The 25,420-nt window shown below is 35.1% G+C and carries 29 protein-coding genes; 21 read left to right on the top strand and 8 right to left on the bottom strand.

Annotated elements, in window-relative coordinates:
• Positions 1-10 precede the first annotated feature (10 nt).
• The 14 genes from IEV69_RS08915 (at position 11) to IEV69_RS08850 (ending at position 13,074) form a co-directional block, all read left to right on the top strand.
• Complete coding sequence (locus IEV69_RS08915; RefSeq protein ID WP_188441622.1) at positions 11-1,240, top strand: HD domain-containing protein; 1,230 nt, start codon at positions 11-13, stop codon at positions 1,238-1,240.
• A gap of 110 nt (positions 1,241-1,350) precedes the next feature.
• Positions 1,351-2,376, top strand: a complete 1,026-nt coding sequence (gene lpxD / locus IEV69_RS08910; RefSeq protein WP_188441621.1) for a UDP-3-O-(3-hydroxymyristoyl)glucosamine N-acyltransferase — start codon at positions 1,351-1,353, stop codon at positions 2,374-2,376.
• Positions 2,369-3,772, top strand: a complete 1,404-nt coding sequence (locus IEV69_RS08905; RefSeq protein WP_188441620.1) for a bifunctional UDP-3-O-[3-hydroxymyristoyl] N-acetylglucosamine deacetylase/3-hydroxyacyl-ACP dehydratase — start codon at positions 2,369-2,371, stop codon at positions 3,770-3,772. Before lpxD ends, IEV69_RS08905 begins: the two co-directional genes overlap by 8 nt.
• Positions 3,773-3,775: 3 nt before the next feature.
• A complete protein-coding gene (lpxA, locus tag IEV69_RS08900) occupies positions 3,776-4,561 on the top strand; it encodes an acyl-ACP--UDP-N-acetylglucosamine O-acyltransferase (RefSeq protein ID WP_188441619.1) in 786 nt (261 codons plus the stop codon).
• 35 nt (positions 4,562-4,596) lie between these two features.
• Entirely contained in the window at positions 4,597-5,163 is a 567-nt protein-coding gene (gene efp / locus IEV69_RS08895) for an elongation factor P (RefSeq protein WP_188441618.1), read from the top strand.
• 26 nt (positions 5,164-5,189) lie between these two features.
• A complete protein-coding gene (locus IEV69_RS08890; RefSeq protein WP_188441616.1) occupies positions 5,190-5,942 on the top strand; it encodes a hypothetical protein in 753 nt (250 codons plus the stop codon).
• Positions 5,943-5,958: 16 nt separating this feature from the next.
• Positions 5,959-6,570, top strand: coding sequence for a hypothetical protein (locus IEV69_RS08885; protein WP_188441614.1), 612 nt, complete (start codon positions 5,959-5,961; stop codon positions 6,568-6,570).
• Between the two features lie 22 nt (positions 6,571-6,592).
• The gene (locus IEV69_RS08880; RefSeq protein ID WP_188441612.1) at positions 6,593-6,976 is read left to right on the top strand and encodes a methylglyoxal synthase; all 384 of its coding nucleotides are present in this window, start codon (positions 6,593-6,595) and stop codon (positions 6,974-6,976) included.
• Positions 6,973-7,914, top strand: coding sequence for a UDP-3-O-(3-hydroxymyristoyl)glucosamine N-acyltransferase (locus tag IEV69_RS08875; RefSeq protein ID WP_188441611.1), 942 nt, complete (start codon positions 6,973-6,975; stop codon positions 7,912-7,914). Before IEV69_RS08880 ends, IEV69_RS08875 begins: the two co-directional genes overlap by 4 nt.
• Positions 7,915-7,920: 6 nt before the next feature.
• Positions 7,921-8,337 (top strand): nuclear transport factor 2 family protein, encoded by a 417-nt coding sequence (locus tag IEV69_RS08870; protein WP_188441609.1) that lies wholly within the window; start codon positions 7,921-7,923, stop codon positions 8,335-8,337.
• Between the two features lie 61 nt (positions 8,338-8,398).
• Positions 8,399-9,271 (top strand): succinate--CoA ligase subunit alpha, encoded by an 873-nt coding sequence (gene sucD, locus IEV69_RS08865; protein WP_188441607.1) that lies wholly within the window; start codon positions 8,399-8,401, stop codon positions 9,269-9,271.
• A 109-nt stretch (positions 9,272-9,380) separates the two neighbouring features.
• Positions 9,381-10,127: a 3-oxoacyl-[acyl-carrier-protein] reductase gene (gene fabG, locus IEV69_RS08860; RefSeq protein WP_188441604.1), complete on the top strand. Its 747-nt coding sequence runs from the start codon at positions 9,381-9,383 to the stop codon at positions 10,125-10,127.
• Between the two features lie 45 nt (positions 10,128-10,172).
• Positions 10,173-12,203: a vWA domain-containing protein gene (locus IEV69_RS08855; RefSeq protein WP_188441602.1), complete on the top strand. Its 2,031-nt coding sequence runs from the start codon at positions 10,173-10,175 to the stop codon at positions 12,201-12,203.
• Positions 12,204-12,258: 55 nt separating this feature from the next.
• Positions 12,259-13,074, top strand: coding sequence for a prohibitin family protein (locus IEV69_RS08850; protein ID WP_188441600.1), 816 nt, complete (start codon positions 12,259-12,261; stop codon positions 13,072-13,074).
• 31 nt (positions 13,075-13,105) lie between these two features.
• Here the strand turns inward: IEV69_RS08850 and IEV69_RS08845 are convergent, their stop codons facing one another.
• The 3 genes from IEV69_RS08845 to IEV69_RS08835 form a co-directional block, all read right to left on the bottom strand.
• Positions 13,106-13,624, bottom strand: a complete 519-nt coding sequence (locus IEV69_RS08845; protein ID WP_188441598.1) for a helix-hairpin-helix domain-containing protein — start codon at positions 13,622-13,624, stop codon at positions 13,106-13,108.
• Between the two features lies 1 nt (position 13,625).
• Positions 13,626-14,585: an OmpA family protein gene (locus IEV69_RS08840; RefSeq protein ID WP_188441596.1), complete on the bottom strand. Its 960-nt coding sequence runs from the start codon at positions 14,583-14,585 to the stop codon at positions 13,626-13,628.
• Between the two features lie 156 nt (positions 14,586-14,741).
• The gene (locus tag IEV69_RS08835) at positions 14,742-15,569 is read right to left on the bottom strand and encodes a DUF1853 family protein (RefSeq protein ID WP_188441594.1); all 828 of its coding nucleotides are present in this window, start codon (positions 15,567-15,569) and stop codon (positions 14,742-14,744) included.
• A gap of 144 nt (positions 15,570-15,713) precedes the next feature.
• Between IEV69_RS08835 and corA the strand changes: the two genes are divergently transcribed.
• The gene (gene corA, locus IEV69_RS08830) at positions 15,714-16,778 is read left to right on the top strand and encodes a magnesium/cobalt transporter CorA (protein ID WP_188441592.1); all 1,065 of its coding nucleotides are present in this window, start codon (positions 15,714-15,716) and stop codon (positions 16,776-16,778) included.
• Between the two features lie 3 nt (positions 16,779-16,781).
• Positions 16,782-17,459 (top strand): DUF2461 domain-containing protein, encoded by a 678-nt coding sequence (locus IEV69_RS08825; RefSeq protein WP_188441590.1) that lies wholly within the window; start codon positions 16,782-16,784, stop codon positions 17,457-17,459.
• Here the strand turns inward: IEV69_RS08825 and IEV69_RS08820 are convergent.
• On the bottom strand, positions 17,456-17,899 hold the full coding sequence (locus tag IEV69_RS08820) for a transcription elongation factor (RefSeq protein ID WP_188441588.1): 444 nt from the start codon (positions 17,897-17,899) through the stop codon (positions 17,456-17,458). The two genes, IEV69_RS08825 and IEV69_RS08820, sit on opposite strands and share 4 nt — an antisense overlap.
• Before the next feature lie 182 nt (positions 17,900-18,081).
• Here IEV69_RS08820 and IEV69_RS08815 point away from each other — a divergent pair, with 182 nt between their 5' ends.
• Complete coding sequence (locus IEV69_RS08815; RefSeq protein ID WP_188441586.1) at positions 18,082-18,723, top strand: hypothetical protein; 642 nt, start codon at positions 18,082-18,084, stop codon at positions 18,721-18,723.
• Positions 18,724-18,729: 6 nt separating this feature from the next.
• Positions 18,730-19,461 (top strand): DUF3307 domain-containing protein, encoded by a 732-nt coding sequence (locus IEV69_RS08810; protein ID WP_188441585.1) that lies wholly within the window; start codon positions 18,730-18,732, stop codon positions 19,459-19,461.
• Here IEV69_RS08810 and IEV69_RS08805 read toward each other — a convergent pair.
• On the bottom strand, positions 19,438-19,845 hold the full coding sequence (locus IEV69_RS08805; protein WP_188441584.1) for a glyoxalase: 408 nt from the start codon (positions 19,843-19,845) through the stop codon (positions 19,438-19,440). The two genes, IEV69_RS08810 and IEV69_RS08805, sit on opposite strands and share 24 nt — an antisense overlap.
• A 161-nt stretch (positions 19,846-20,006) precedes the next feature.
• Here IEV69_RS08805 and IEV69_RS08800 point away from each other — a divergent pair, with 161 nt between their 5' ends.
• The 3 genes from IEV69_RS08800 to IEV69_RS08790 are packed head-to-tail and all read left to right on the top strand — an operon-like array spanning position 20,007 to position 22,724.
• Positions 20,007-21,368, top strand: coding sequence for an NAD-dependent succinate-semialdehyde dehydrogenase (locus IEV69_RS08800; RefSeq protein WP_188441583.1), 1,362 nt, complete (start codon positions 20,007-20,009; stop codon positions 21,366-21,368).
• A 52-nt stretch (positions 21,369-21,420) separates the two neighbouring features.
• Complete coding sequence (locus tag IEV69_RS08795) at positions 21,421-22,293, top strand: DUF72 domain-containing protein (RefSeq protein ID WP_188441582.1); 873 nt, start codon at positions 21,421-21,423, stop codon at positions 22,291-22,293.
• Positions 22,293-22,724 carry an NUDIX domain-containing protein gene (locus IEV69_RS08790; protein ID WP_188441581.1) on the top strand — a complete coding sequence of 144 codons (432 nt, stop codon included), beginning with the start codon at positions 22,293-22,295 and terminating at the stop codon, positions 22,722-22,724. Before IEV69_RS08795 ends, IEV69_RS08790 begins: the two co-directional genes overlap by 1 nt.
• On the opposite strand, the gene IEV69_RS08785 is transcribed toward IEV69_RS08790, so the two are convergent.
• The 3 genes from IEV69_RS08785 to IEV69_RS08775 are packed head-to-tail and all read right to left on the bottom strand — an operon-like array spanning position 22,681 to position 25,361.
• On the bottom strand, positions 22,681-23,754 hold the full coding sequence (locus IEV69_RS08785) for an endonuclease/exonuclease/phosphatase family protein (protein WP_188441580.1): 1,074 nt from the start codon (positions 23,752-23,754) through the stop codon (positions 22,681-22,683). The two genes, IEV69_RS08790 and IEV69_RS08785, sit on opposite strands and share 44 nt — an antisense overlap.
• Before the next feature lie 20 nt (positions 23,755-23,774).
• Positions 23,775-25,082, bottom strand: a complete 1,308-nt coding sequence (locus IEV69_RS08780) for a mechanosensitive ion channel family protein (protein ID WP_188441578.1) — start codon at positions 25,080-25,082, stop codon at positions 23,775-23,777.
• A 3-nt stretch (positions 25,083-25,085) separates the two neighbouring features.
• Entirely contained in the window at positions 25,086-25,361 is a 276-nt protein-coding gene (locus tag IEV69_RS08775) for a DUF3817 domain-containing protein (RefSeq protein ID WP_188441576.1), read from the bottom strand.
• Positions 25,362-25,420 lie beyond the last annotated feature (59 nt).

Below are 25,420 nucleotides of genomic sequence, written 5' to 3'. Positions count from 1 at the left end.
AAAATCTTCTTTGATTTCTCACCAAAAACTTAATATTTTAAACGACCCAATTTACGGTTTTATTACCATACCTGATACAATCATTTTTGAATTGATTGAAGATCCATTGTTTCAGCGATTACGTCGTATCTCACAAATGGGCCTTTCATATTTAGTCTATCCGGGAGCAAATCACACACGTTTTCACCATGCCCTTGGTTGTATGTTTTTAATGCAAAAAGTAGTCCAAGTCTTACACATCAAGGGTGTAGATATTACTTTGGAAGAAGAAGAAGCGTTGTATATTGCAATTTTATTGCACGATATTGGGCATGGGCCTTTTTCACATGCAATGGAAAATAGTATTGTTGAAGGGATTTCTCATGAAGAGATTTCATTGCTTTTAATGGAACATCTCAATAAAAAGTTTAACGGAAGATTAACGCTTGCCATTCAAATATTTAAAGGATTACACGATAAACAATTTCTTTGTCAATTGATTTCCGGACAACTTGATATGGATCGGCTGGATTATCTAAAAAGAGATAGTTTCTATGCCGGAACTCCTGAGGGCAATATCAATTCTGAACGATTAATCACTATGCTTAATGTTGTAAACAACGAGCTTGTGGTTGAGGAAAAAGGGGTTTATTCTATTGAAAAATTTATAATTGCCAGAAGGTTTATGTATTGGCAGGTATATCTTCATAAAACAAGTATAGTTGGAGAACAAATATTGATTAATATTTTAATCCGTGCTAAAGAACTCATAAAACTGGGAAAAAGCTTGAATGCTAGTAAATCCCTCATTTTTTTTCTAACAAATAACATTTCTAAAACTGAATTTGATGAAGATATGGTTTTAAAGTTTTCAGAACTGGATGATTTTGATATAATAGCCGCAGTAAAAGAGTGGAAAAACAATGATGATTTTGTGTTAAGCAATCTTTGTGAAAGATTGTTAAATAGAAACCTGTTAAAAATCAAAGTAAAAGAAAAACCGTTTTCTGATAAGGATTTAAACTCTAAACTTGAAAAAGTAATACAGAATAATAAGATTTCTAAAGAGGAAGCATCCTATTTCGCTTTTCGCGGAAGCATTACAAACCTGGCTTATAGCGATACAAAACAAAAAATAAAACTATTGACTCAAAAGGGGAAAGTGATTGATATTACAGCGGTAAGCGACCAAATAAACAGTAAAGCACTAACTAAAGTGATTACAAAAAACTATCTATGTTATCCAAAAAGCAAAGATTAAGCCTTTTTTCCTATTTTTGCTAGATTGAAACAAACTAACCAATACCATTTTTACAATAAAGCTAACCAATGATTGTTTCATCATTTAAGAATTAAATCAAAAACCATTAGATGAAATTTACAGCGGAACAAATTGCTACAATTTTAGAAGGAGAAGTAGATGGTAACCCTAAAATTGAAGTATCTAAGCTTTCAAAAATTGAAGAAGGGGAAATGGGTTCACTAACTTTTCTTTCAAATCCAAAATACACATCTTATATCTATTCAACTAATGCTTCAATAACTATTGTTGACAAGAATTTTATTCCTGATGAAAAATTGAATACAACGCTCATCAGAGTTGAAAACGCCTATAAAGCTTTTTCAAAACTATTGGAATATTACAATATGGTAAAACTTAACAAAACGGGATTTGAAGAACCAGTTTATAGATCTAAAAATTCAAAACTTGGTAAAGACATCTATCTGGGAGCTTTTTCATATATAGGTGATGGTGTAACAATTGGGGATAATGTAAAAATATTTCCGGGAGTCTATATTGGAGATAATGCAGTTATTGGAAATAATGTGATAGTATTTGCGGGTGCTAAAATTTACTCAGAAACCAAAATTGGGGATAATTGTGTGATTCACAGTAGTGTGGTTTTAGGAGCTGATGGTTTTGGTTTTGCGCCGAGTGAAAATGGAGAATACAACAAAGTACCCCAAACTGGGAACGTAATTATTGAAGATTACGTAGATATAGGCGCAGGCACTACTATTGATAGAGCCACACTTGGCTCAACAATCATTAAAAAAGGAGTAAAACTTGACAATCAAATACAGATAGCCCACAATGTTGAAATTGGGGAAAACACTGTAATTGCAGCTCAAACAGGTATCGCAGGCTCTACAAAAATTGGAAAAAATTGTATGATTGGCGGTCAGGTAGGTATTGCCGGACATTTGATAATTGGTAACAATGTAAAAATTCAGGCTCAAAGTGGTATTGGTAGGAATGTAAAAGACAATGAAACCCTTCAAGGTTCTCCTGCTTTAAATTATGGCGATTATAACAAAAGCTACGTACACTTTAAAAATTTCCCGAAAATTATAGATAGAATAAACAATATTGAAAAAAAGAATGGCAATGAGTGAATGTCTTATTAAACAACAAACTTTAGGTAAGGAAATTTCCCTAAAAGGAGTAGGGTTACATACTGGCAAAGAAGTAACATTAACTTTAAAACCTGCGCCCATAAATTTTGGTTATGCGTTTGTAAGAGTAGACCTTGAAGGTAGCCCTGTCATTGAAGCGGATGCAAACTATGTTGTAAGTACTCAAAGAGGAACAAACCTTGAAAAAAGAGGCGTGAAAATACATACTTCAGAGCATGTTCTTGCTGCCTTAGTGGGTATGGAAGTGGATAATTGCATCTTAGAACTTGATGCTCCGGAACCTCCAATAATGGACGGCTCATCAAAATATTTTGTTGAAGCCATAGAAAAAGCCGGAATTGTTGAACAAGAAGCTCCAAGAGAAGAATATATCGTGAAAGATGTTATTTCTTTTTTAGACGAAGATTCCGGAAGTGAAATCATTGTAATGCCAGCTGAAGAATATCAAGTAACCACAATGGTTGACTTTGGCACCAAGGTTTTGGGTACACAAAACGCAACTTTAAAGTCCCTGAAAGATTTTAAAAATGAAATATCAAACGCTCGAACGTTTAGTTTCCTACATGAAATTGAAATGCTGTTGGAAAATGGTTTGATAAAAGGGGGAGACTTAAACAACGCCATTGTTTATGTTGATAAAGAATTATCTCCTTCAACCATGGAAAAGCTAAGAGGAGCTTTTAACAAAGAATCCATTTCTGTAAAACCAAACGGAATCCTGGACAATTTAACTTTACATCATCCTAATGAAGCTGCACGACACAAATTGCTTGATGTGATAGGTGATTTAGCTCTTATAGGAACACGAATCAAGGGAAAAGTGATTGCAAACAAACCAGGCCATCACGTTAATACCCAGTTTGCAAAAAAGCTTTCAAAAATGATAAAAATTGAAAAGCGCAACAATGTTCCAAAATTTGATTTATCACAACCACCTTTAATGGATGTAAATCAAATAATGGACATGTTACCACACAGGCCACCTTTTCTTTTAGTGGATAAAATTATTGAACTTTCAGACAGTCACGTTGTGGGTCTTAAAAATGTTACAATGAATGAACCGTTTTTTGTGGGTCATTTTCCAGGAGCCCCAGTAATGCCAGGAGTTCTAATCGTTGAAGCAATGGCGCAAACAGGTGGTATTTTAGCATTAAGCACGGTGCCCGACCCTGAAAATTATCTCACTTATTTTATGAAAATAAATAATGTGAAATTTAAACAACAAGTTTTACCGGGAGACACTTTGGTGTTTAAACTTGACCTAATTACACCTATCAGACGTGGTATTGTTCACATGCAAGGAAATGCCTATGCAAATGATAAACTTGTTACAGAAGCCGAGCTAATGGCACAAATAGTAAAAACAAAAGAGTAAAAAATGAATCAACCCTTAGCATACGTCCATCCGGGCGCCAAAATCGCAAAAAATGTAGTAATTGAGCCATTTACCACTATTCATAACAATGTGGTAATTGGAGAAGGAACCTGGATTGGGTCCAATGTTACAATTATGGAAGGAGCCCGTATCGGTAAAAACTGTAACATCTTTCCCGGTGCTGTGATTTCAGCAATTCCACAGGATTTAAAATTTCAGGATGAAGATACCACAGTTGAAATAGGCGATGGGACTACCATTCGTGAATTTGTCACTATAAACCGAGGAACAAAAGACCGCATGAAAACCGTAGTTGGTAAAAACTGCTGGATTATGGCGTATTGTCATATTGCTCACGATTGCATTGTGGGAGATAATTGTGTGTTTTCCAATAACAGTACCTTAGCTGGTCACATTACAGTTGGTGACCATGTAGTTCTAGCAGGAATGGCGGCTATTCAGCAATTTTGTATGATTGGGAGCCATGCTTTTGTTACCGGAGGATCATTGGTTAGAAAAGACGTTCCACCTTATGTAAAGGCCGGTAGAGAACCTCTCTCCTATGTTGGGATTAATTCAATTGGTCTTAGAAGAAGAGGCTTTACCACTGAAAAAATCAGAGAAATACAAAATATATATCGCATTTTATATCAAAAAAACTACAATAATTCACAAGCTGCAGACATTATAGAAGCTGAAATGGAAGCGACCCCTGAACGAGATGAAATTCTTCAATTCATTAAAAACTCTCAAAGAGGTATTATGAAGGGCTATGTGAGTTCAATTTAAATTTAAAAAGACAAAAAATATATTATTAAAAAACTATGGCAACAACATCAGATATTAGAAATGGACTTTGTATAAAATACAATCACGATATATTTAAAGTAATAGAATTTCTCCATGTAAAACCGGGTAAAGGGCCTGCTTTTGTAAGAACAAAATTAAAAAGTGTTACAACCGGAAAAGTAATTGACAATACTTTCTCTGCAGGTCATAAAATTGATGAAGTCAAAGTAATGACTAACAAATTTCAATTCCTTTATAATGATAGCGACTTTTATCATTTTATGGATGTTGAAGACTTTTCGCAAATTCAATTAAAGGAAAGTGCTTTAGACAATCCAGGCCTCTTGAAGGAAGGAGAAGTTGTTACTATTTTAATCAATACTGAAGATAATTTACCGCTTTCGGTTGAAATGCCGGCCAGTGTTATTCTTGAAGTTACTGCAACAGAACCTGGTGTAAAAGGAAACACAGCCACAAACGCCACCAAACCCGCCACAGTTGAAACCGGTGCCATTGTGAATGTGCCCTTGTTCATCAATGAAGGCGACAAAATAAAAATTGAAACCGACAAAGGGACATATAAAGAGAGGGTTAAAGAATAATTTTTTTTCCAGAAGAATAATTGATTATGATGAACTTTCGGCTTCAAAACATATTTTTTTTATGTATTGCTGCTTTATTAATTACTTCGTGTACAACAACAAGATATGGGATTGCCAATCAAGGGAGTCAAGCGAGATATATAGCTAAGCCAATTTATAAAGATACTACCGAAACTGCACTTTATATTTCCGGACAATATTTCAATAACAATGGAAAAGGCTTTAATGAGCAACAAGAATTCTCTCAATTTGGAGATTTGATGATTCATCGAAGCCACTCAGTTAAAGACTGGAATTACGCTTACGGAATCTTGGGTTATTTGGGTAGTTATGATGTGAATGCAGTTTATAATTTACGTGGGGAAAAAGATTTTTTTGGAATAGGTGTGATGGGCGAAATAAATTACACCATTCCGTTTAAACATATAGAATTTAGACCGGTAGGTTTTAGACTGGGAATTATGCGTGAGTTTGGGGATTATGAAGAGTTTAAACAACTTGCTTCAGAGTTGAATTACATTGAGGATGTAAACCCAAATAACACACCCTTAAATTTTGGGGTTTCATCAGAAGTAATTTATAAGCACGTTAAATTCGATTTGGGATTTCAGTTAAGTTTTGCATATTTATTTAATGAAGGTAATCAACCTCTAAAAGCATTAAAAACTTTCCAAACAATTCACTTTACTTATGGAAACTGGACGCTTATTGGAGCTACATCAATAACTTCAACAAGAAATCTTTACTATTCTACCGGTTTGACATACAAATTCTATTAATTGAAGGAACATAATTATGTTTAATAATATTTTCAGATTCAAATTTATAATGGTAGCGAGTTTATTATTTCTGGCGAATATATCTTGCTTTAAATACGACGAAGAATGCTTAAAATATCAAAACTATTTCATTGCAGAGTTTGACGGATATTTCATTGAACCTGGCTGGAATAATGGTTTAACTTTTGGGGACCGATATGGATTGCATGTTTTTCAGGCACCAGACAACCCAAACAGCTGGCGGATTTCTTTTAAAATTAATACACGGGAGGATATGGAATTTAATATGTTTTTTAGCAATATTGAAAGCACAGGTGAGTACCCTATCGAGACCGGAACATATGAAGATGCGGTTACTAATCCCTTTTCAAAAAACATGATGTTTATCAGGGATGGTTCGCTATTTGGTGGAGGTTCTGATGAAAACACATATATTTATTTTAGTAAGGGAAATTCAGGAAACATTTCAATTACCGCCTATAATCAAGAAAGTGGTATTATAAAAGGTACTTTTCAAGGTCAAATCTACAGTATAGAAAATGAGGAGGAAATTCACATTTCTGGAGAATTTGATATAGATTTACAAACCCTTAACGATATGGAAAACAATAAACCTTGTTGGCTTTAATTCTTAAATTTTTATAAAACAAATGAAATTTGCCCTAATAGCTCACGATAATAAAAAACCTGAAATGGTTGCTTTTGTTATGCGAAGATTGCGGTTTTTTAATCTTGAAAATGTAAAAATTGTCGCAACCGGTACCACTGGGAAAATGATCAGGGATGCCGGCATTGAAAAAGTGGAAACAGTGCAAAGTGGGCCTATGGGTGGCGATGCTGAAATTGCGGCAATGGTTAGCCGGGGCGAGATTACTGCTGTAATATTTTTTAGAGACCCATTAGGGAAACATCCCCACGAAGTAGACGTTTCTATGCTAATGAGACTATGTGACGTTCACAACGTTCCTTTGGCAACAAACCATACAGCAGGAGAAATTTTACTCGAACATTATCAAAACCAGATAAAACCATGAAGTTCCACCCACAACAATCGTTAGAACAAATTGCAAAAATATTAAATTGTGATTATGTGGGACATGCTGAATTTCCTGTACTTGGAATGAATGAAATTCACGTTGTAGAATCCGGTGATATTGTTTTTGTAGATCATCCAAAATACTATGAGAAAGCTTTAACTTCAGCTGCAACAATTATATTAATAAATAAACAAGTAGAATGCCCTGAAGGGAAGGCACTTTTAATATCAGACGATCCATTTAGGGATTTTAATAAACTAACCATTCATTTCAATCCGTTTATTGCTTCAAAAGACTCCATTTCTTCATCATCACAAATAGGTGAGGAAACAGTCATTCAGCCCAATGTATTTATTGGTAATAATGTGCAAATCGGTAGGAACTGCCTTATTCATTCAAACGTATCAATTTATGACAATACTATCATTGGTGATGGAGTAACTATTCATGCCGGTACTGTTTTAGGTTCAGATGCTTTTTACTATAAAAACAGACCGGAAGGTTTTGATAAACTTATTAGTGGAGGAAGGGTCCTCATTAAAAACAATGTTGATATTGGTGCACAATGTACCATAGACAAAGGAGTTACCGGAGACACAACTATTGGCGAAGGCACTAAAATTGATAATCAGGTGCACATTGGTCACGATACAGTAATTGGGAAAAAATGCCTCATTGCATCACAAACAGGCATTGCAGGCTGTGTGGTAATTGAAGATGAAGTCACTCTTTGGGGTCAGGTGGGAGTAACCAGCGGAATAACCATTGGTAAAAAAGCCATTATTTCTGCACAATCAGGGATTAGCAAATCGCTTGAAGGAGGAAAATCTTATTTTGGAACTCCTGCAGATGACTTTAGGTCAAAATACAAAGAAATTGCATCTATTAAACTGATTCCTTCATTGATAGATGAAATTAATAAATTGAAAAAATAACTTTCTATGAGCAAAAAAGTGAAAGAAATCGTCAAATCTTTTTATGAATCAGATTTCATAAAAGAGAAAAACCTGATTGAACGTTATGTTCATCCAGAGCTTACTTTAATTTGGAATAGCACAACAGACGGGCTTTCAATTTTAAATTTTGATGATTTAAAAGATTTCTTTAATGAAGTAAAACGCAATTATGCTGATATGCGCATAGAAATCAGTCATTTACTTCAAGATGATAATTTTGTAACGATACGATATAAATACTATATAACAACAGTTGAAAACCCCAATGAAGAACTGGGAATAGCCCATTTCATTGCTATATGGGAGGTAAAAGACAATCAGCTTTATAAAGGATATCAAATCAGTCAGCCGGTAACAGATAAAGATGATACACAAAAATCATATCATAGAGTTAAAGTATAATTTTTAAACTCGTTTTAAAAGTTTATTTTTGCAGTCAAATTCATAAAAACTATATATTTCAATGAGTGTTCTAGTTAATAAAGATTCCAAGATAATTGTCCAAGGTTTTACAGGTAGTGAAGGTACTTTTCACGCAAGTCAAATGATTGAATATGGTACAAACGTAGTGGGTGGTGTAACTCCCGGAAAAGGTGGGCAAACACATCTTGATAAACCTGTTTTCAACACCGTTTCTGAAGCTGTGGATAAGACGGGAGCTGATACAACTATCATTTTTGTACCTCCTGCTTTTGCCGCCGATGCAATTATGGAAGCTGCTGATTCAGGCATTAAAGTAATTATTACGATTACGGAAGGAATTCCTGTAGCAGATATGATCAAAGTAAATAACTACATTAAAAACAAAAACTGTAGGTTGGTAGGTCCCAATTGTCCTGGCGTAATAACTCCTGAAGAAGCAAAAGTTGGCATCATGCCTGGTTTTGTATTTAAAAAGGGGAATGTTGGCTTGGTATCAAAATCAGGAACACTTACCTATGAAGCAGCAGATCAAGTTGTAAAACAAGGATTGGGAATCACGACGGCCATTGGAATTGGAGGTGACCCCATAATTGGAACAACAACTAAAGAAGCACTGGAGTTATTGATTAATGATGACGAAACAAAATGTGTTGTTATGATTGGTGAAATTGGTGGACAACTTGAAGCAGACGCCGCTAAATGGTATAAAGAAAGTGGTAGCAAGAAACCCGTTGTAGGGTTTATTGCCGGAGAAACAGCACCCGCCGGTAGAACAATGGGTCACGCCGGTGCTATAGTTGGTGGAAGTGAAGATACAGCTGCAGCTAAAAAGAAAATCATGAGAGAACACGGCATTCACGTTGTAGACTCTCCTGCAGAAATAGGTAAGAAAGTAGCAGAAGTACTCGCCTAAATTTTCTGAATAGATTAACAAATTGACCTCTCGATTTTCGAGAGGTTTTTTTGTTTGTTCATAGTGCAATTGCGTATATTTGGTGACAACTATTAATTAAAACCAGTATATGAAACTACTATCAGGAAAAACAGCAATTATAACAGGTGGAAGTAGAGGTATCGGTAAAGGAATTGCAGAAGTATTTGCAAAACACGGTGCCAATGTAGCATTTACATATAGCTCTTCTGAAGAAGCAGCTTTAGCATTAGAAAATCAACTCACAAAAGAAGGCATTAAAGCCAAAGCATATAAAAGTGATGCTGCAAACTTTCAGCAATCTCAAGAACTTGCAGAAGATGTGGTAAAGGAATTTGGCAGCATCGATATATTGATAAATAACGCAGGAATTACTAAAGATAACCTTTTGATGCGTATTTCAGAAGAAGATTTCGATAAGGTAATTGAAGTAAACCTCAAGTCTGTCTTTAATATGACCAAAGCAGTGCAGCGCACTATGCTAAAACAACGACAGGGTTCTATTATAAATATGAGTTCGGTGGTAGGAGTAAAAGGCAATGCAGGTCAGACAAACTATGCGGCTTCAAAAGCCGGTATAATTGGTTTTACAAAATCAGTTGCATTGGAATTGGGGTCAAGAAATATTCGTTGTAATGCAATTGCACCGGGTTTTATTGAAACCGAAATGACCGCAAAACTTGATGAAAACACAGTGCAGGGCTGGAGAGATGCTATTCCTTTAAAACGTGGAGGAGCACCTGAAGATATAGCAAACGCATGTGTGTTTTTAGCCAGTGATTTGTCATCATATGTTACCGGGCAAGTGCTTAATGTTGATGGCGGAATGCTAACTTAATCTACCCAGCGTAAAAAATAATTAATGGGCATACACTAGAACTATATGCATGAAAATTCATTGTTATATATCATATTAGCGGCATTTGTAGCCCTAAGTATTGCAAGTTTTTTTTATGGATATAAATCAAAGCTTTCAGTAAAGCTCCGATGGCTTTTTGGAGCTTTACGTTTTTTAAGTATTTTTATTTTGTTACTATTATTAATCAACCCCAAGTTTTACAACACTTCTTATTATAATGAAAAGCCGGTTCTAACGGTATTAATTGATAATTCTGAATCTGTGAGTTACCTCGAAAGAAGTCAAGAAACCCAAAACGCGGTAAACTTTATCAAAAATAATGATGCCCTTCAAAATCGTTTTGATGTTTCTTTTTACTCTTTCGGCGAAAGCCTGAACACAGCTGATTCATTAAGTTTTTCAGAAAAACAAACAAGCCTTTCTCAACCATTGCTATCTTTAAATGAAGTAAATAAAAATAAAGTAGCACCAATTATTGTATTAACTGATGGAAATCAAACTTATGGAGCAGATTATGAATTTATTTCACAGAGTTTAAAACAGCCTGTCTACCCCATAATTCTCGGTGACACTATCACTTATAAAGATGTTTCAATAAGCCGTATCAATGCAAACAGATATGCATATTTGAACAATGAATTTCCTGTTGAAGTTTTTCTTTTGTATTCAGGTAATACTTCTGAAAATGCAACTTTTACTGTTAAACAAGGAACGTCAACTGTTTACCAACAAACGATTCAATTCAGTGAATCTCAATCTTCTCAGGTCTTAAATTTTACACTTCCGGCAAACAGGGTAGGGGTTCAAAAATATACCGCTGAAATTGGAAAGCTTCAAAATGAAAAAAACAAAGTTAACAACAAAAGCGTATTTGCTGTGGAAGTGATTGATGAAGCAACTAACATTCTTTTAGTTTCTGATATTATTCATCCTGATATTGGAGCACTCAAAAAATCGATTGGCAGTAATGAACAACGAAAAGTTACAATAGCCTCTCCTGAAGAAGCCTTGAATGATTTAGAGGATTATCAATTGGTGGTCTTATATCAGCCTACCAGTCGTTTTACTGAGTTATTTAATAAAATTGAGCAACTGAGTTTAAATTATTTCCTCATTACCGGATCCCAAACCAATTGGACTTTTCTCAATCGAATTCAATCCCATTTTACTAAATCAGCTTATAGCACTGAAGAAGTTCAAGGGGTGTTAAATACTGCTTATTCACTCTTTTCAGTAGAGGATATTGGTTTCAACAACTTGCCACCATTGAAGTCTTCTTTGGGAGATTTAACTTTTGAAGGCGCACATGAGGTCCTGTTAAAGCAACAAATTTTAGGTATCACTACTGAAAATGCTTTGCTTTCAACTTATGAAGAAGGTTCACAAAGACACGCACTTCTTGACGGAGAAAATATTTGGAAGTGGAGGGCAAATGTATATTTGAAAAATACTAGTTTCAATCCCTTTGATGACTTTATAAGCAATCTAGTTCAATATCTTGCTTCAGACAAAAACAAAACCAGATTGGATGTTGAAGCCTCTTCATTTTATTACAACAATGGTGATATAAGAGTAAAGGCTCAGTTTTTTGACAAAAATTATGTGTTTAATAATCGGGCTTCTTTAAATATTACGGTCAAGAATATTGAAACTGAACAAACAAATACTTTTCCTTTACTTTTAAAATCTAATTTTTATGAAGTAAATTTAAGCAATTTAGAGCCCGGAGATTACACATATACAGTGAGTGTCACAGAAGAGCCATTAAGTGTCTCAGGAAGTTTTAGTGTTTTAGAGTTTAATGTAGAACAACAATTTTTAAATGCAAATGTTGATAAGCTTAGCCGACTTTCAAATGCAACGAATGGAGCTCATTATTTTATAGACAATTTTTCAGAACTGGAACAGGATTTATTAAACGACACTAGGTATGAAACCATTCAAAAAAGTGAACAAAAAATCGTAACTTTGCTCGATTGGAAAATACTGCTTTTCGTTTTAGTTGCGATACTCGCAATTGAGTGGTTCAGCAGAAAATATTTTGGATTGATTTAATCTGAAATGAATAACAAATAAACAATATTTAAACTTTAAAAATAAAATATCAGCTATGGAAAAAATGCCAAAAATCGGATTGCCTTTAATTTTTATAATTATTGTGGTAATCATTTTACTCACAAAATCAATAACAACTATAGGCGCAGGTTCTGCAGGAGTTCTTTATAAACCACTTGCCGATGGTGTTGTTACTGATCAACCTGCACTTGGTGAAGGTTTTCACATCATTGCACCCTGGAACAGCGTAACAGTATACGAGGTAAGACAGCAAGAGCTTTCAGAAAAAATTGAAGCACTTTCTTCAAACGGACTTGATATTAGAATTGATGCCTCGATTTGGTATCTACCGGAATATGAAAACTTAGGAAACTTGCACCAGCAAAAAGGTGAAATGTATGTACAACGAGTTCTACAGCCAGCTATTCGTTCGGCTGCAAGAAGCGTTATAGGACGTTACACCCCTGAGCAACTCTATTCAAGTAAAAGAGATGCCATACAAACAGAAATATTTGCTGAGACAAACCGTCTTCTTGAAGGTCAATATGTACAATTGAATGAAGTTTTGGTAAGAGACGTAAAATTGCCTCCAACCATTAAGGCAGCGATTGAACGTAAATTGAGTCAGGAGCAAGAAGCGCTTGAATATGAATTCAGACTTCAAAAAGCTGAACAAGAAGCAGAAAGACAACGTATTGATGCTGAAGGTAAAGCTATTGCCAATGAAATTTTGGATGCATCTTTGACTGATAAAATTTTGAAAGAAAAAGGTATTCAGGCGACAGTTGAACTTGCTAAATCAACAAATAGTAAAGTGATTGTAATTGGAAGTGGACAAGAAGGAATGCCCATTATTTTAGGCAATAATTAAAATCTACCTTAGAAAATCAAAAAAAGCCGCTTTATAAAGCGGCTTTTTTTGTGATTTTCTTTTTGGATTGACCAACCCAGTCGTCGCGGTCTATTCTTCCGGGAAAGTACTCAATTAAATGTGTTACAGTGGCTATATCCTCTTTCGTAAAGCGACTAATTTGACTGAATGAGAATATCCCTAGCTGATTAAGCTTATCTTCAATAAAAGGGCTTATTCCATCAATTTTTGTAAGATCATCTTTATTCATTTCATCAGCATATCCAAAACTGTCAAAATTTAACTCCGGTTGAAATGATTTGTTTTTTATTTTGTTTGATTTTGGAATTGTACTTTTATGTTCCTGAATCATCTTTATGATTTCAGGCTTAATTTCGCTAAAAATGGTTTCAATTTCATTAATGTCTTTGGGTTTACTATTGTGTGTTTTACCTTTTTTTGTTTTTTTTCTACTTCCAAAAAAATAACCAATGATAAAAGCACCTAGCATCAAAATGAATAGTTCGAGTAGAAATTTTGTTTCCGGAATATTTTCTAATGTAAAATCCATACTATTCAATAACAAATTCTATTCTTAAATTATTTTTTCTTCCTAAAGCTGTATTATTATCATCTATCGGTTTTTCTTCACCTTCTGAAAGTGCTATAAGCTTTTTAGGGTCAATTCCTTCATTATTGATTAAATACCATCTTGCTTGTTGTGCATATTTTAAACCCAATTGATAGTTGTCTACTTTACTGCCAATATTGTCTGTATGGCCAATTATTTTAACTTTATAAGAATCATTTTCAGCTAAAATATTCTTTAACTCTTTGGCAAAGTCCTTCAGTTCATTGTTTGCAATAATTCTAGAAAATGAAAATCTAGGATAAATATTAAAATTTCTGATTTTATTATTTTCTATTGCCTCAAGATCATTTTCGCTTAAACGAAAGTATTGAGCACGAATGCCTCCATATGAAAACCCTTTTTTTGAAAACTCAATATCTTTGATGTCGCTTTCAATACTAATTTTTTGATTATTGACACCTAACTTCACCAATTCATTTTTGATAAATTGTCCTCGCTGAATTCCAAAATTTGGAGTCATAAAATTTTCATTGGCACTGTAATCGCTTGTAAACACAATTCCGGTTTCTTTATTTTCATACAAATGCTTGATTAATGGATCAAAATAGGCTTCTGCAGAGCCTTGATAATATACAGTATCAGTATTTTTTCTTATTAAAAGAGAATCTAACTCATATAAAAGTAAGCTGTTTTTATCAAAAACTGAAAGCTTCGCAAGGTTTGGCTTAATAGAATTTTGAAATTTATCCAATGAATCTCTATTGGTTTTTTCAACCAATGTTGTATCCTTCTTTTCAACAAGTTTTTCAGAACTGTTCTCGGGAGAAGAAGATTTATCAAACAGCATGGAAACATTGCTGGAAATGTCAGTCGCGTAGTATATGAAAGCAACAGCACACCACAAAAGTAAAACAACAAAAGCGATTAAAAAGTTTCGCATATATGCCCCATATTATTCATATCAAATCTACTAAAAAGAATAGCAGCTATTTAGCACTTTTAAAATCTTTATTAACCGACTTTTCACAATTTAATTGGTATTCGTGATTGTCCTTTATAGTGAAGCTTCATAGAAAAGAAGAATACATACTTTAAATTACCACCACACAATAAAAAATTGTTCATAGCTATTTGTGGGTGTTTTCTTCCAGCATAAAAGGGATTTTTTGTTTTGAAGTGATTGTTTCGTATTATTTACTGAATCTGCGAAGGAAATCCAAGCATCGTTGTCTTCAGGATGGATTAACCAGTTTTCTTTTTTCGGTAAACAATAGACATCATCGTCCCTATGCCTGTCAATAAATGCGTCTAATGTCAGCCAAAAACCTACGATACAGCTATTGTTTATTTTTGGAAAATACCTGCCATATAAATGAATGGGCACATAGAGTTTTCCAAGGAAACAAACCTGTTGGGAAAATTCTTTGGAAGGAAGATTCATGTCTTTCAAATAATCCTGTGTGATTTTATTTTGAAGTAAGGGAAGTTGTTTATTTTTCAACTTCTGGATTTTATACAATAAGGTGTCCCGCCTGTTTGGGCCAATCCAGCGTTGAAGTTCTCCTTCAATTTTAGGATCATACACATAAAATTTATAAACCAATTCAACGTGTAGAAATCGGTTATTTAAAGTGTCTTTTACTAAAAAATCCAATTCGCCCAGCGTTACTTTACTTTCTATAACTTGAAGGTTTGCAGCTAAAATTGTTTGGCTTTTTGAGTTTTTAATAGCATCCTGAAAAAACAACTCCACACGTTTGCCCAAAACCAGGTTTTCCGGAATTTGTTTTAATTCTAATTTATAAATGTATTCTTTATTTTTCCCGGAAAATGAAAACAATTCAAAGTTTTTATTTTCCTTAAAAAGTGCCGGGGTATCGAGAAAGCCCCTGTATTGTTTTGCCAATTGATTATTAGAATCCATGAACTTCAAAAATAAGGAAATAGCCGCTTTAATCCGTTCGTTTTCGTGAAAACAACTAAAGACTTGCTTTGCAACCTTTATTTCCTGAAAAATTGTTTTATTTTTAGAAAACCAAAAACACAAGCGCTCAACCGAAGAAACACTATGGCAAGAAAAAGACAAAAACGCAAGTCAAAAATAGGTCTGGCACCGGGAACACTTCTCTTTACAGGTCAGCAAAAGATGGAAAAAGCTGAATTTTCTGTATTGATTTATAATGAAGATCAAGTGCAGGAGATCACTCCAAAGAATCTGGAAGAAGTAATTCATTTGATAGATACTTCAAAAGATACGCTTTGGATAAATATTGACGGCATCCATGACGAATCCATAATTGAAAATATTTGCTCAAAAATTTTGGTGCATAAGCTTACGATGGAAGATATTCTGAGTGTGGGGCAACGACCAAAAATAGATGAATATGAAAATTACATTCATATTGTTCTTAAAATGTTAATGCTTAATAAGGACGATGAAGTTGAAGATGAGCAACTAAGTTTTATTTTACACAAAAATATTTTAATATCATTTCAGGAAAAAACAGGTGATGTTTTTGAAGGAGTTAGAAAACGTATTCTAGAAGGTAAAGGTTTCATCAGAAAAAGAGGATCTGACTATTTACTATATGCGCTTGTTGACTCTGTTGTAGATCATTATTTTTTAATTTTAGAAACTTTAGGTGAAAAAATAGAAACCCTGGAATCAGAACTTTTGGTGAACCCTGTTGAATCTGTACTGGCCAAACTACACCATTTGCGAAGGGAAACCCTTGACATAAGACGCTCTGTTTACCCATTACGAGAAGTCATCAGCAAATTTGAAAAGATTGATGAATCTATTTTACACCCTGATGTAAGGGTTTTTATAAGGGATCTTTATGATCACACCATTCAGGTGATTGAAACCATTGAAGTGTTAAGGGAATCTGCATCAGGTTTGCTGGATTTATATATGAACAGTGTTTCAAACAAGATGAATGAAATTATGAAAGTCCTCACCATCATGGCTTCTATTTTTATACCGCTTACCTTTATTGCCGGTGTGTATGGAATGAACTTTCAATATATGCCTGAGCTTGAATACCGGTATGGATATTTTGTGGTTTGGGGTGTTATGATTCTTGTGTTTGTGGGCATGCTAATTTATTTTAAACAAAAAAAATGGCTGTAATTTATGAGAATATCTGAAACACTCTTTCCGTTTTTAAGCGAGCTTAAAGAAAACAACAATCGCGAGTGGTTTGCCGAAAACAAAACCCGTTTTCAAAAAGAAGACAAAGCACTCAAATTGTTTTTCAACGAAATAACCAGCGCAATCAATAACTTTGATGAGATCGAAAAAATGAAAATTTTTCGCATTTACCGCGATGTACGCTTTAGTAAAGACAAACTACCCTACAAAACAAACCGAAGCGCCAACTGGATCAGGGCAGGAGCACACCGTCGCGGAAGTTATTACTTACAACTCGAACCCGGAAACTCCTTTATTGGCTGCGGTTTTTTTCAGCCCAATCCGGCAGATTTGCTTCGCATCAGAAAAGAATTTGAAATGGATGACAGCGAAATCAGGGGAATTTTGAACCAACCGGATTTTAAAAAAGTCTATGAAGGGTTTGATACTTCAGACCAGGTGAAAACGGCTCCAAAAGGTTTTGATAAAGACCACAAAGCCATCGACTTGATTAAAAATAAAAACTTCTTTGTAGCACATTATTACACTGATAAAGAGGTTATGTCTTCAGGCTTTTTTGAAAAGGTGGTCCATCATTTTGAGTTGGTGCAACCTTTTTTCAGGTATATGAGTGATGTTCTTACGACAGATTTGAATGGGGAATCCCTTTTAGACAGTTAATACACATTTACAATCTTATAATTCATATTGTTGAAAGCAAAGCTGTCACCTGCCTTTTTACCTTTTAAATGGGCATAAATGGGCGCATCTGTTGAAATGGAGTAGTAATTTTTATTGTCATCTATATCCAGCTTTCCAAGGGCAACAGTTATAAAAAAGAAGTTTTTTTCGGTTTCAACCAGACTTCCATTAGCGACCACTTGATGTTCCTGTGACACATCTATGCGTTTTAATTGTTCTTTGGTCTTTTCAGTGGTTTCTACATATCTGGCATATTTTTCCAACTCGTTGAGCATTTCACCCTTTCCGCCATCATCTTCTTCAGAAGGAGAGTTTTCGCCTTCTAAGGCTTCCTTGACCAATGCGATTTCGTTCTGGTATTTTTCCAGTTGCTGATTTAAGATATCCAGGCACTTTTTGTAAAGCTGATTTTTAATCATTTAATGACATTTAGAAGCACAAAAGTAGTTTCAATTCCTATTATATTGTGTAAAATGTTAATAAAAATTCAGGAATCCTTTTTTTATAAGCCCTATGACTTATATTTTGGTTTTATAAGTCTTTTGACTTATATTTTGGTTTTATAAGTCTTTTGACTTATATTTGTAATAAAACAAATTGTATGGTCGCCGTTTTAACAGCTGATTTAATCAACTCAACTTCTTATGAAAAGACCTTCCTGAAGGAGGTTGTAAATGTTTTGAAGACTGAATTTGACTCGATTTCTAAGGAACAGGATGCCTTATTTACAATATTCAGGGGAGATAGCCTTCAGGGAGTCGTAAAACATCCTGAAGACGCATTGCACATTGCGTTACGCTTAAAAGCAGCAGTATTAAAAGTGCAGGATCCAAACCAAAAAAAGTCAAATATGCCGGTGGCAGATGTGCGTATCGCGATAGGGATAGGGGAGGCTGATTACAACGTAAAAGCCATTTCAGAATCAAACGGAGAAGCATTTCATTATTCGGGCCATACACTTGATGCCATGAAAGCTGAAAACAAGAAACTAAGCCTTAAAACCGGAAATGAAAACATCAACAGCGAATTTAAGGTAAGCCTAAAGTTTCTGGACAGCCTTACAGATAAATGGTCAATCGCTTCTGCAGAAGTGGTCTATTATCTGCTCAAAGGAATGAAAGAGCAGCAAATAGCTGATCTTTTAAAACGTAGCCAGGCAGCCATTAATCTGAGAAAAAAGGCAGCAGGATGGGAAGAAGTACAATTATTGTTACACCGGTTTAATCAGGTATTTTCAAAATAATACGTTATGAACGAAACTTTGCTTATCGCTTTACAGTTATTATTGGCCCACGTACTCACAGATTTTGTGCTGCAGCCGGCAAAAGCCATCCAACAGAAAAGGGAGCGCAGGGCAAAAGCTCCTTTTCTCTACCTTCACGCTTTTTTAGCAGGATTCTTTACATACCTTTTTTTACAGCAATGGAGCAGCTTTTTGGTTCCGGTTTTAATTATGGTGACGCATTTTGGGATTGATTTATGGAAACTCAACCAAAAAGAAGACAACTTAAAACTCTTTCTGCTGGACCAGTTTTTTCACCTGATTGTTTTACTGTTGGCGTGGTTATACCTCACTGATAATTTTGAAGCGGTTGTTCCGTTTTTTGAGTCGCTTTTTGATTCACAAAACACATTGATTCTTTTACTGGGCTATTTGATAGTTATTTTTCCATTCGGGTTTATTATTGGAAAAGCAACAAAGCACTGGCAGGTAGAAATTGAAAAAGAAGACAGGGTGAATAGCCTGGACAAGGCAGGACGCTATATCGGTATTTTTGAGCGTATACTTGTGCTCACCTTTGTTCTGACCAATAATATTGCGGCTATAGGGTTTCTTATTGCGGCAAAGTCCATTTTACGCTTCAGCGATAAAAGTCAAAGCGGTGGGCGCAAGCAAACAGAGTATGTCCTTATTGGGACACTGATGAGTTTTGCACTGACCATCATCGTGGGCTTTTTAATGAACGCACTCATACTCTAAGAGCTGAATGTTGCTCTTGAGTCTTTCGATAACAAGATTCATCATACGCTTATTGAGGGAAGAAGAGTTTTGAATGTAAAGTTCATATTCTTCAATTGTAAATTGCCCTATGACCATTCCTTTCAATGAGTTCCTGAATTTAATATCTTTTTGAATGGCGTTTTCAATGTATTGCAACCTTTTGTCGAGCGATAAGGTATAAAACACATTTTTGTGTTTGGATACATAGTTTCTAAAAACTAGAACAAACAATTCATTTTGCAACTTCACAATAGGACGCAAGGTTTTGTTTTGAAACTGTTCATCAAAACTCATTAAAGGGGTGACAATTGCTGAAGGAATTTCGGGACGTAAAGCAACCAAATCAAGTTCGCGGGAGTTCATAATCAGAAGTTTTATTAAAAATAACGAAAGCATTCTCCATGAAATAGTTAAAACCGGCCTAGTTATAAACGAGGTTATCAACAAAGAAAACCTTAAAAATCCCTTAAAACCAAAGGGTTTAAAACTTTAAATGATTAATTTTAAAATAAACCAATAGAATTATGGCAACAATAAAATCTATAAATCCTTATAACGGAAAAGCACTTAAGTCATACACTACTCATTCTGAAAAGGATGTAGTTGACGCTTTGGAAAAAGCTGAAGAACGCTTTCAGAAATGGAAAAATGTTTCTTTCGAAAAAAGAAAACACTTGATGTTAAAAGCTGCTGAAGAGCTGAAGAAGAACAAAAAAGAATATGCTGAAACTATGACCCTTGAAATGGGAAAGCCCATCAAACAAGCCATTGCAGAAGTTGAGAAATGCGCCTGGGTCTGTGAATATTATGCAGAACATGCGGAAATTCATTTGGCCTCAGAAAAAATCAACACAGACGCTGATAAAAGCTATATCAATTATGAGCCTTTAGGAGTAATTTTAGCAATCATGCCTTGGAATTATCCATTTTGGCAGGTATTCAGGTTTGCGGCGCCGGCATTGATGGCAGGAAATATAGCCGTTTTAAAACACGCTTCCAATGTTTTTGGTTCTGCAATGATGATTCAAAAAGTATTTGAAAGGGCTGGTTTCCCGAAACATTGTTTTACAACCTTACTCGTGGGAAGTGATGCTGTCAAATCAATTATTGAACATCCTGTAGTGAAAGCTGTGACTTTAACCGGAAGCGGACCGGCAGGGGCCTCTGTTGCATCCATTGCCGGAAAAAACATAAAAAAAACAGTGCTGGAACTTGGCGGAAGCAATGCACTTATTGTTTTTAAAGATGCAGATATTGAAAAAACGATTGAGACCTGTGTTCAGGCACGCTTTCAAAACACCGGACAAAGTTGCATCGCAGGAAAGCGTTTGCTCGTTGATGTAAGTATTGCAGAAATATTTTTGGAAAAGCTTACGGCAAAAGTTAAAACATTAAAAAGCGGAAACCCTATGGATGATGAAACCTTTATTGGGGTGATGGCAAAGGAAAACCTGTCAGAAGAACTGGAGGAACAACTTCAAAATTCTGTAATATCCGGGGCTGAAATCATTCTGGGCGGAAACCGAAAAAGTACTTATTTTGAACCCACGATTGTGAAAAACGTCAGTCCCAAAATGGAAATCTTTAAAGAAGAAACTTTTGGACCCGTTCTTTCGGTAACAACTTTTAAGACTGAAAAAGAAGCTGTGGAATTTTCCAATAATTCCAAGTTTGGGTTAGGCGTTTCTTTATTCTCCAAAGACATCAAACGAATGGAAGAGCTAATTCCTCAATTTGAAGAAGGGGCTGTTTTTATCAATGAACTCGTCAAAAGTGACCCCAGACTCCCCTTCGGCGGAATAAAAACTTCCGGTTATGGCCGTGAATTGAGCAAAGAGGGGATAAGGGAGTTTGTAAATGTAAAAACGGTTTATATCAAAAAATAAAGGGGAAACATAAACATCAAGCTATTTTTAAATAAATAAACAGAGAATCATCATGAAGTTTGGAAAAGTTAACAACCCGGAAGAAATAGATTTTTCTCTTCCTCCTGACCACATAGAAACCAAAGTATTGTTATCAAAATTCAAAAAACCCAAAACCCCTAATATTTATGTAGGGTGTGCAAAATGGAACCGTGCCGATTTAAAAGGATTTTATCCAAGGGGCACCAAAGATGAATTGGCATACTATTCCACCCAATTTAATTCCATAGAATTAAATGCTACTTTTTACCGCATTTTTCCTGCTGATCAATTTGCAAGATGGTATGATAAAACCCCTAATGAATTTCGGTTTTTTCCAAAACTTTTTCAGGGAATTAGTCATTGGAAACGTTTGCAAGGTGCTGAGGAGTTCTTAAATGAATACCTTCTTGCTGCCTCAAACTTAAAAGAGAAACTGCAAATGCCCTTTCTACAAATGCCGGATAATTTTGCGCCAAAAGGCATTGACAGACTGGAACCATTTTTTAAATTGTTCCCTAAAGATGTTTCATTGGCTGTTGAATTCAGGCATACTGACTGCTATAATGATCCTGTCGTGGCAAGTGAATTATATGCGATTCTCGAAAGTTTTAATATTGCAAACATCATTACGGACACAGCCGGCAGAAGAGATTTATTACATATGCGAATGACATCAAATACTGCCTTTATAAGGTATAACGGTGCAAATCAGAAGAGCGATTACACCCGATTGGACGAATGGGTCATTCGTTTAAAAGAATGGGTTGACGAGAGATTACAAAACATTTACTTTTTTGTGCATCAAAATATCGAGAAGGAATCGCCGCTCCTTTCAGCTTATTTTATTAAAAAGCTTAACGATACTTTTGGAACAAACCTCAATATTCCTCAAATTCCAAAATAATGAGCAGTCAAAGTATTTTCTTGACAGTAGATACTGTTGTATTTTGCAAAAGTGAAAAGCAAACGCTTCTCTTATTGATTCAACGTAAAAATGAACCCTATAAAGAACAATGGGCATTACCAGGAGGTTTTGTGGAAGATTATGAAGATTTGGAAACAGCTGCTTTACGCGAATTAAAAGAAGAGACAGGGGTTGCTTTGACATCATGTGAGCAATTGTATGCTTTTGGTAAGCCGGGAAGAGACCCCAGAAGGCGGACTGTTTCAATTGCACATGTGGGCTTTGTAAAAAATAAAATTACTCCCCGGGCTGCTGATGATGCCGGTGACGCAAGATGGTTTGGTATTGATAAGCTTCCTGATTTAGCATTTGATCATAAGGAAATAATTAATCTGGCGATTTCCCGTTTTCTTCCAGACCATTCTCAATAGTTTCTTTGGCTTCTGCCTTATCTTCCTTAGAAGCATTCTCTGGACTTCCGTTTTCTTCTCTGTTGCAACCGTGACATAATTCGGCAAACATGGGGAAGTGATCTGATCCTATTGATTTCAATCGTTTTAATTCAGCGAGTTTAAAATCATCAGAGACAAACAAGTGATCAAGGGGCCATCTGAAAAGGGGGTAGTCTGCATGAAATGTGTTATAAAATCCGCGGCCAATTCGCGGATCCAAAAGCTGGCTTATGCGTTGAAACATTCTGGTGGTATGCGACCAGGCTACATCATTGAGATCTCCCATTACAATAATGGGGTAGTCTTCTTTACGTATTTCTTTGGCAATAATAAGAATTTCGGCATCCCGGTCTAATGATTTTTCATTTTCAGTAGGGCTTGGCGGCATAGGGTGAAGGCAATACAACTTTACCCAGGTCTTATTTTTTAGTTGAACAAAACCGTGTATGGAAGGGATTTTATCATCAACCAGAAATTTTACTTCTGTATCCTTAAGTTTCAACTTGCTTAAAAGAATGATTCCGTAAAAATTTTCTAAGGGATATTCAACGCTATATGGATATTCCTCTTTTAAAATTTTTAATTTTTCCTGCCACCAGTTATTGGCTTCGAGCAGGACTACAATATCCGGGTTTGCTTTTCTGAATACAGACAAAAACCTCTCAAAATCCTTATTGTCCTGTAAAATATTTGCAGAAAAAACACGTATGGAAGCACTGCTGGACCTGATACGGGTCGCTGTGATTTGTTTTTTAGCTAAAGGAGTGTAGGGGTGCATAATACTATATTGGTAGGTAAGGGCAATAAGCAATAAGATGAGCAATCCTATATCATAATAATTATCCCAATCTACCATAAAAATAAGTGCTATAAAAGCAATAAGGCTGAGAAATGAGATTTGCAAGTGCGGAAAGTCAAATGCCCTAACCCACCATTTCTTGGAAGTTATCAAAGGCATCAAAGTAGCTACCAGACAAAAAACTGTAAAGCAAATCAGAAATATTTTCATCTAAGCATCATGTGTTGTCCTTAATTATCTTTTACACCTGAAGGTGGGAGTGGTTTATTAAATTGAAGAAGATTTTTGATATCGCTACCGGTGGGTTCTTCAAAGAGCTCTAAATCAAAATAAGGAATTGCCGCAATCACATGATCAAAAACATCAGACATAATGGCCTCATAGTTTTCCCAGCGCTTATCAGAACTGAAACAATAAATTTCAAGAGGAATCCCTTGAGGTGTTGGCTGCATTTGGCGCACCATAATCAACATATTATTGTTTACGCCTGTATTGTTTTTGAGTGTACTGTCCAGATATTTTCGAAAAACTCCAAAATTGGTTTGGTTTCTTCCGTTGATCAAAACACTTTTATCAGCACTTACCCGCTCATTATGACGGTCAATCTCGAGTTGTCTGTGCTCAATATAATTTTTGACCAGTTGTATTTTTTTTAATTCTTCCATTTTCTCGGGAGTGAGGTATTTAATGGAAGATTGTTTTATAAAAATAGAGCGTTTGATTCTTCTTCCACCTGATTCCTGCATACCGCGCCAGTTTTGGAAAGAGTCAGAAATAAGACTATATGTGGGAATTGTTGTATATGTATTGTCCCAGTTTTGAACCCTTACAGTAGCCAGATTTATATCAATAACGGTACCGTCTGCACCATATTTGCTAAAAGTAATCCAATCACCTATACGCACAATATCATTTACAGAAACCTGGATAGAAGCTACAAACCCCAAAATGGTATCCTTAAAAATAAGGAGCAATATAGCCGAAACAGCACCCAGAGATGCCAGGCTGAGCACGTCTTTTCCGGTTAATTCATAAATTACAAAAATGATGGCGATTCCCCACAGAAAAATGAGGACCACCTGTAAATAGCTTTCCAAGGGCTTATCTGCATACTCTTCCTGGGTTCGGAGGAAATTTTTTGTGGACCGTAAAACACTCCTGATGATTTTTACGATAAGTATAATCCCATAAACATTAATGGCGATACTAAAAACTTCAAACCAAATTTGAAAGCCTTCAAATATAATAGGAAAACTTGCCTTAAGTAAAATTAGTGGAATGATGTGTGCAATATACCTGGGAAAATTACTTTGAACCAAGAAATCATCAAAAGTGGTTTTGGTTTTCACTGAAAAGAGATGGAATACTTTTACGATTATTTTCCTTAGAATTCTGTCCAAAATATAGGCGAGACCTCCAATCAGAATGAGCACCGCTATGAGGTTAATATATCTTGCCCAAAACTCAGTAAACCCCAATTCGATTAAATACTCCCTCAAAAAATGGGTATAAGAAATTAAAATGTCTTTATCAATCATATATTAAGCAGTAAGGTATTTTTTTTCGATATAAAATGTTCCAAAAGGTATAATTGAAGCTATCATAACAATTGCAAGTGTTTTTAATGACCATTTCAGCTCATTATATACCATAAAAGCTAAAGCGATATACCCCAAAAACAAGATACCATGTGCCATTCCAACCACTTGCACCATTTGGGGCATTTCCCAAATATACTTTAAAGGCATTGCTATAAACAACAATAAGAGTAAGGAAATTCCCTCCAGGAAAGCTATAATCTTGAATAGTTTTATCATAATCTGCATTTTGGACAAAGGTAAAAATATATCACATTAAACACATTATCATTGCAATA

The sequence above is a fragment of the Planktosalinus lacus genome (assembly GCF_014640155.1).
GTDB classification, from domain to species: Bacteria; Bacteroidota; Bacteroidia; order Flavobacteriales; family Flavobacteriaceae; genus Planktosalinus; species Planktosalinus lacus.
The sequence above is the reverse complement of the archived record's forward strand: the minus strand, read 5'-3'. Positions and strand labels throughout refer to the sequence as shown.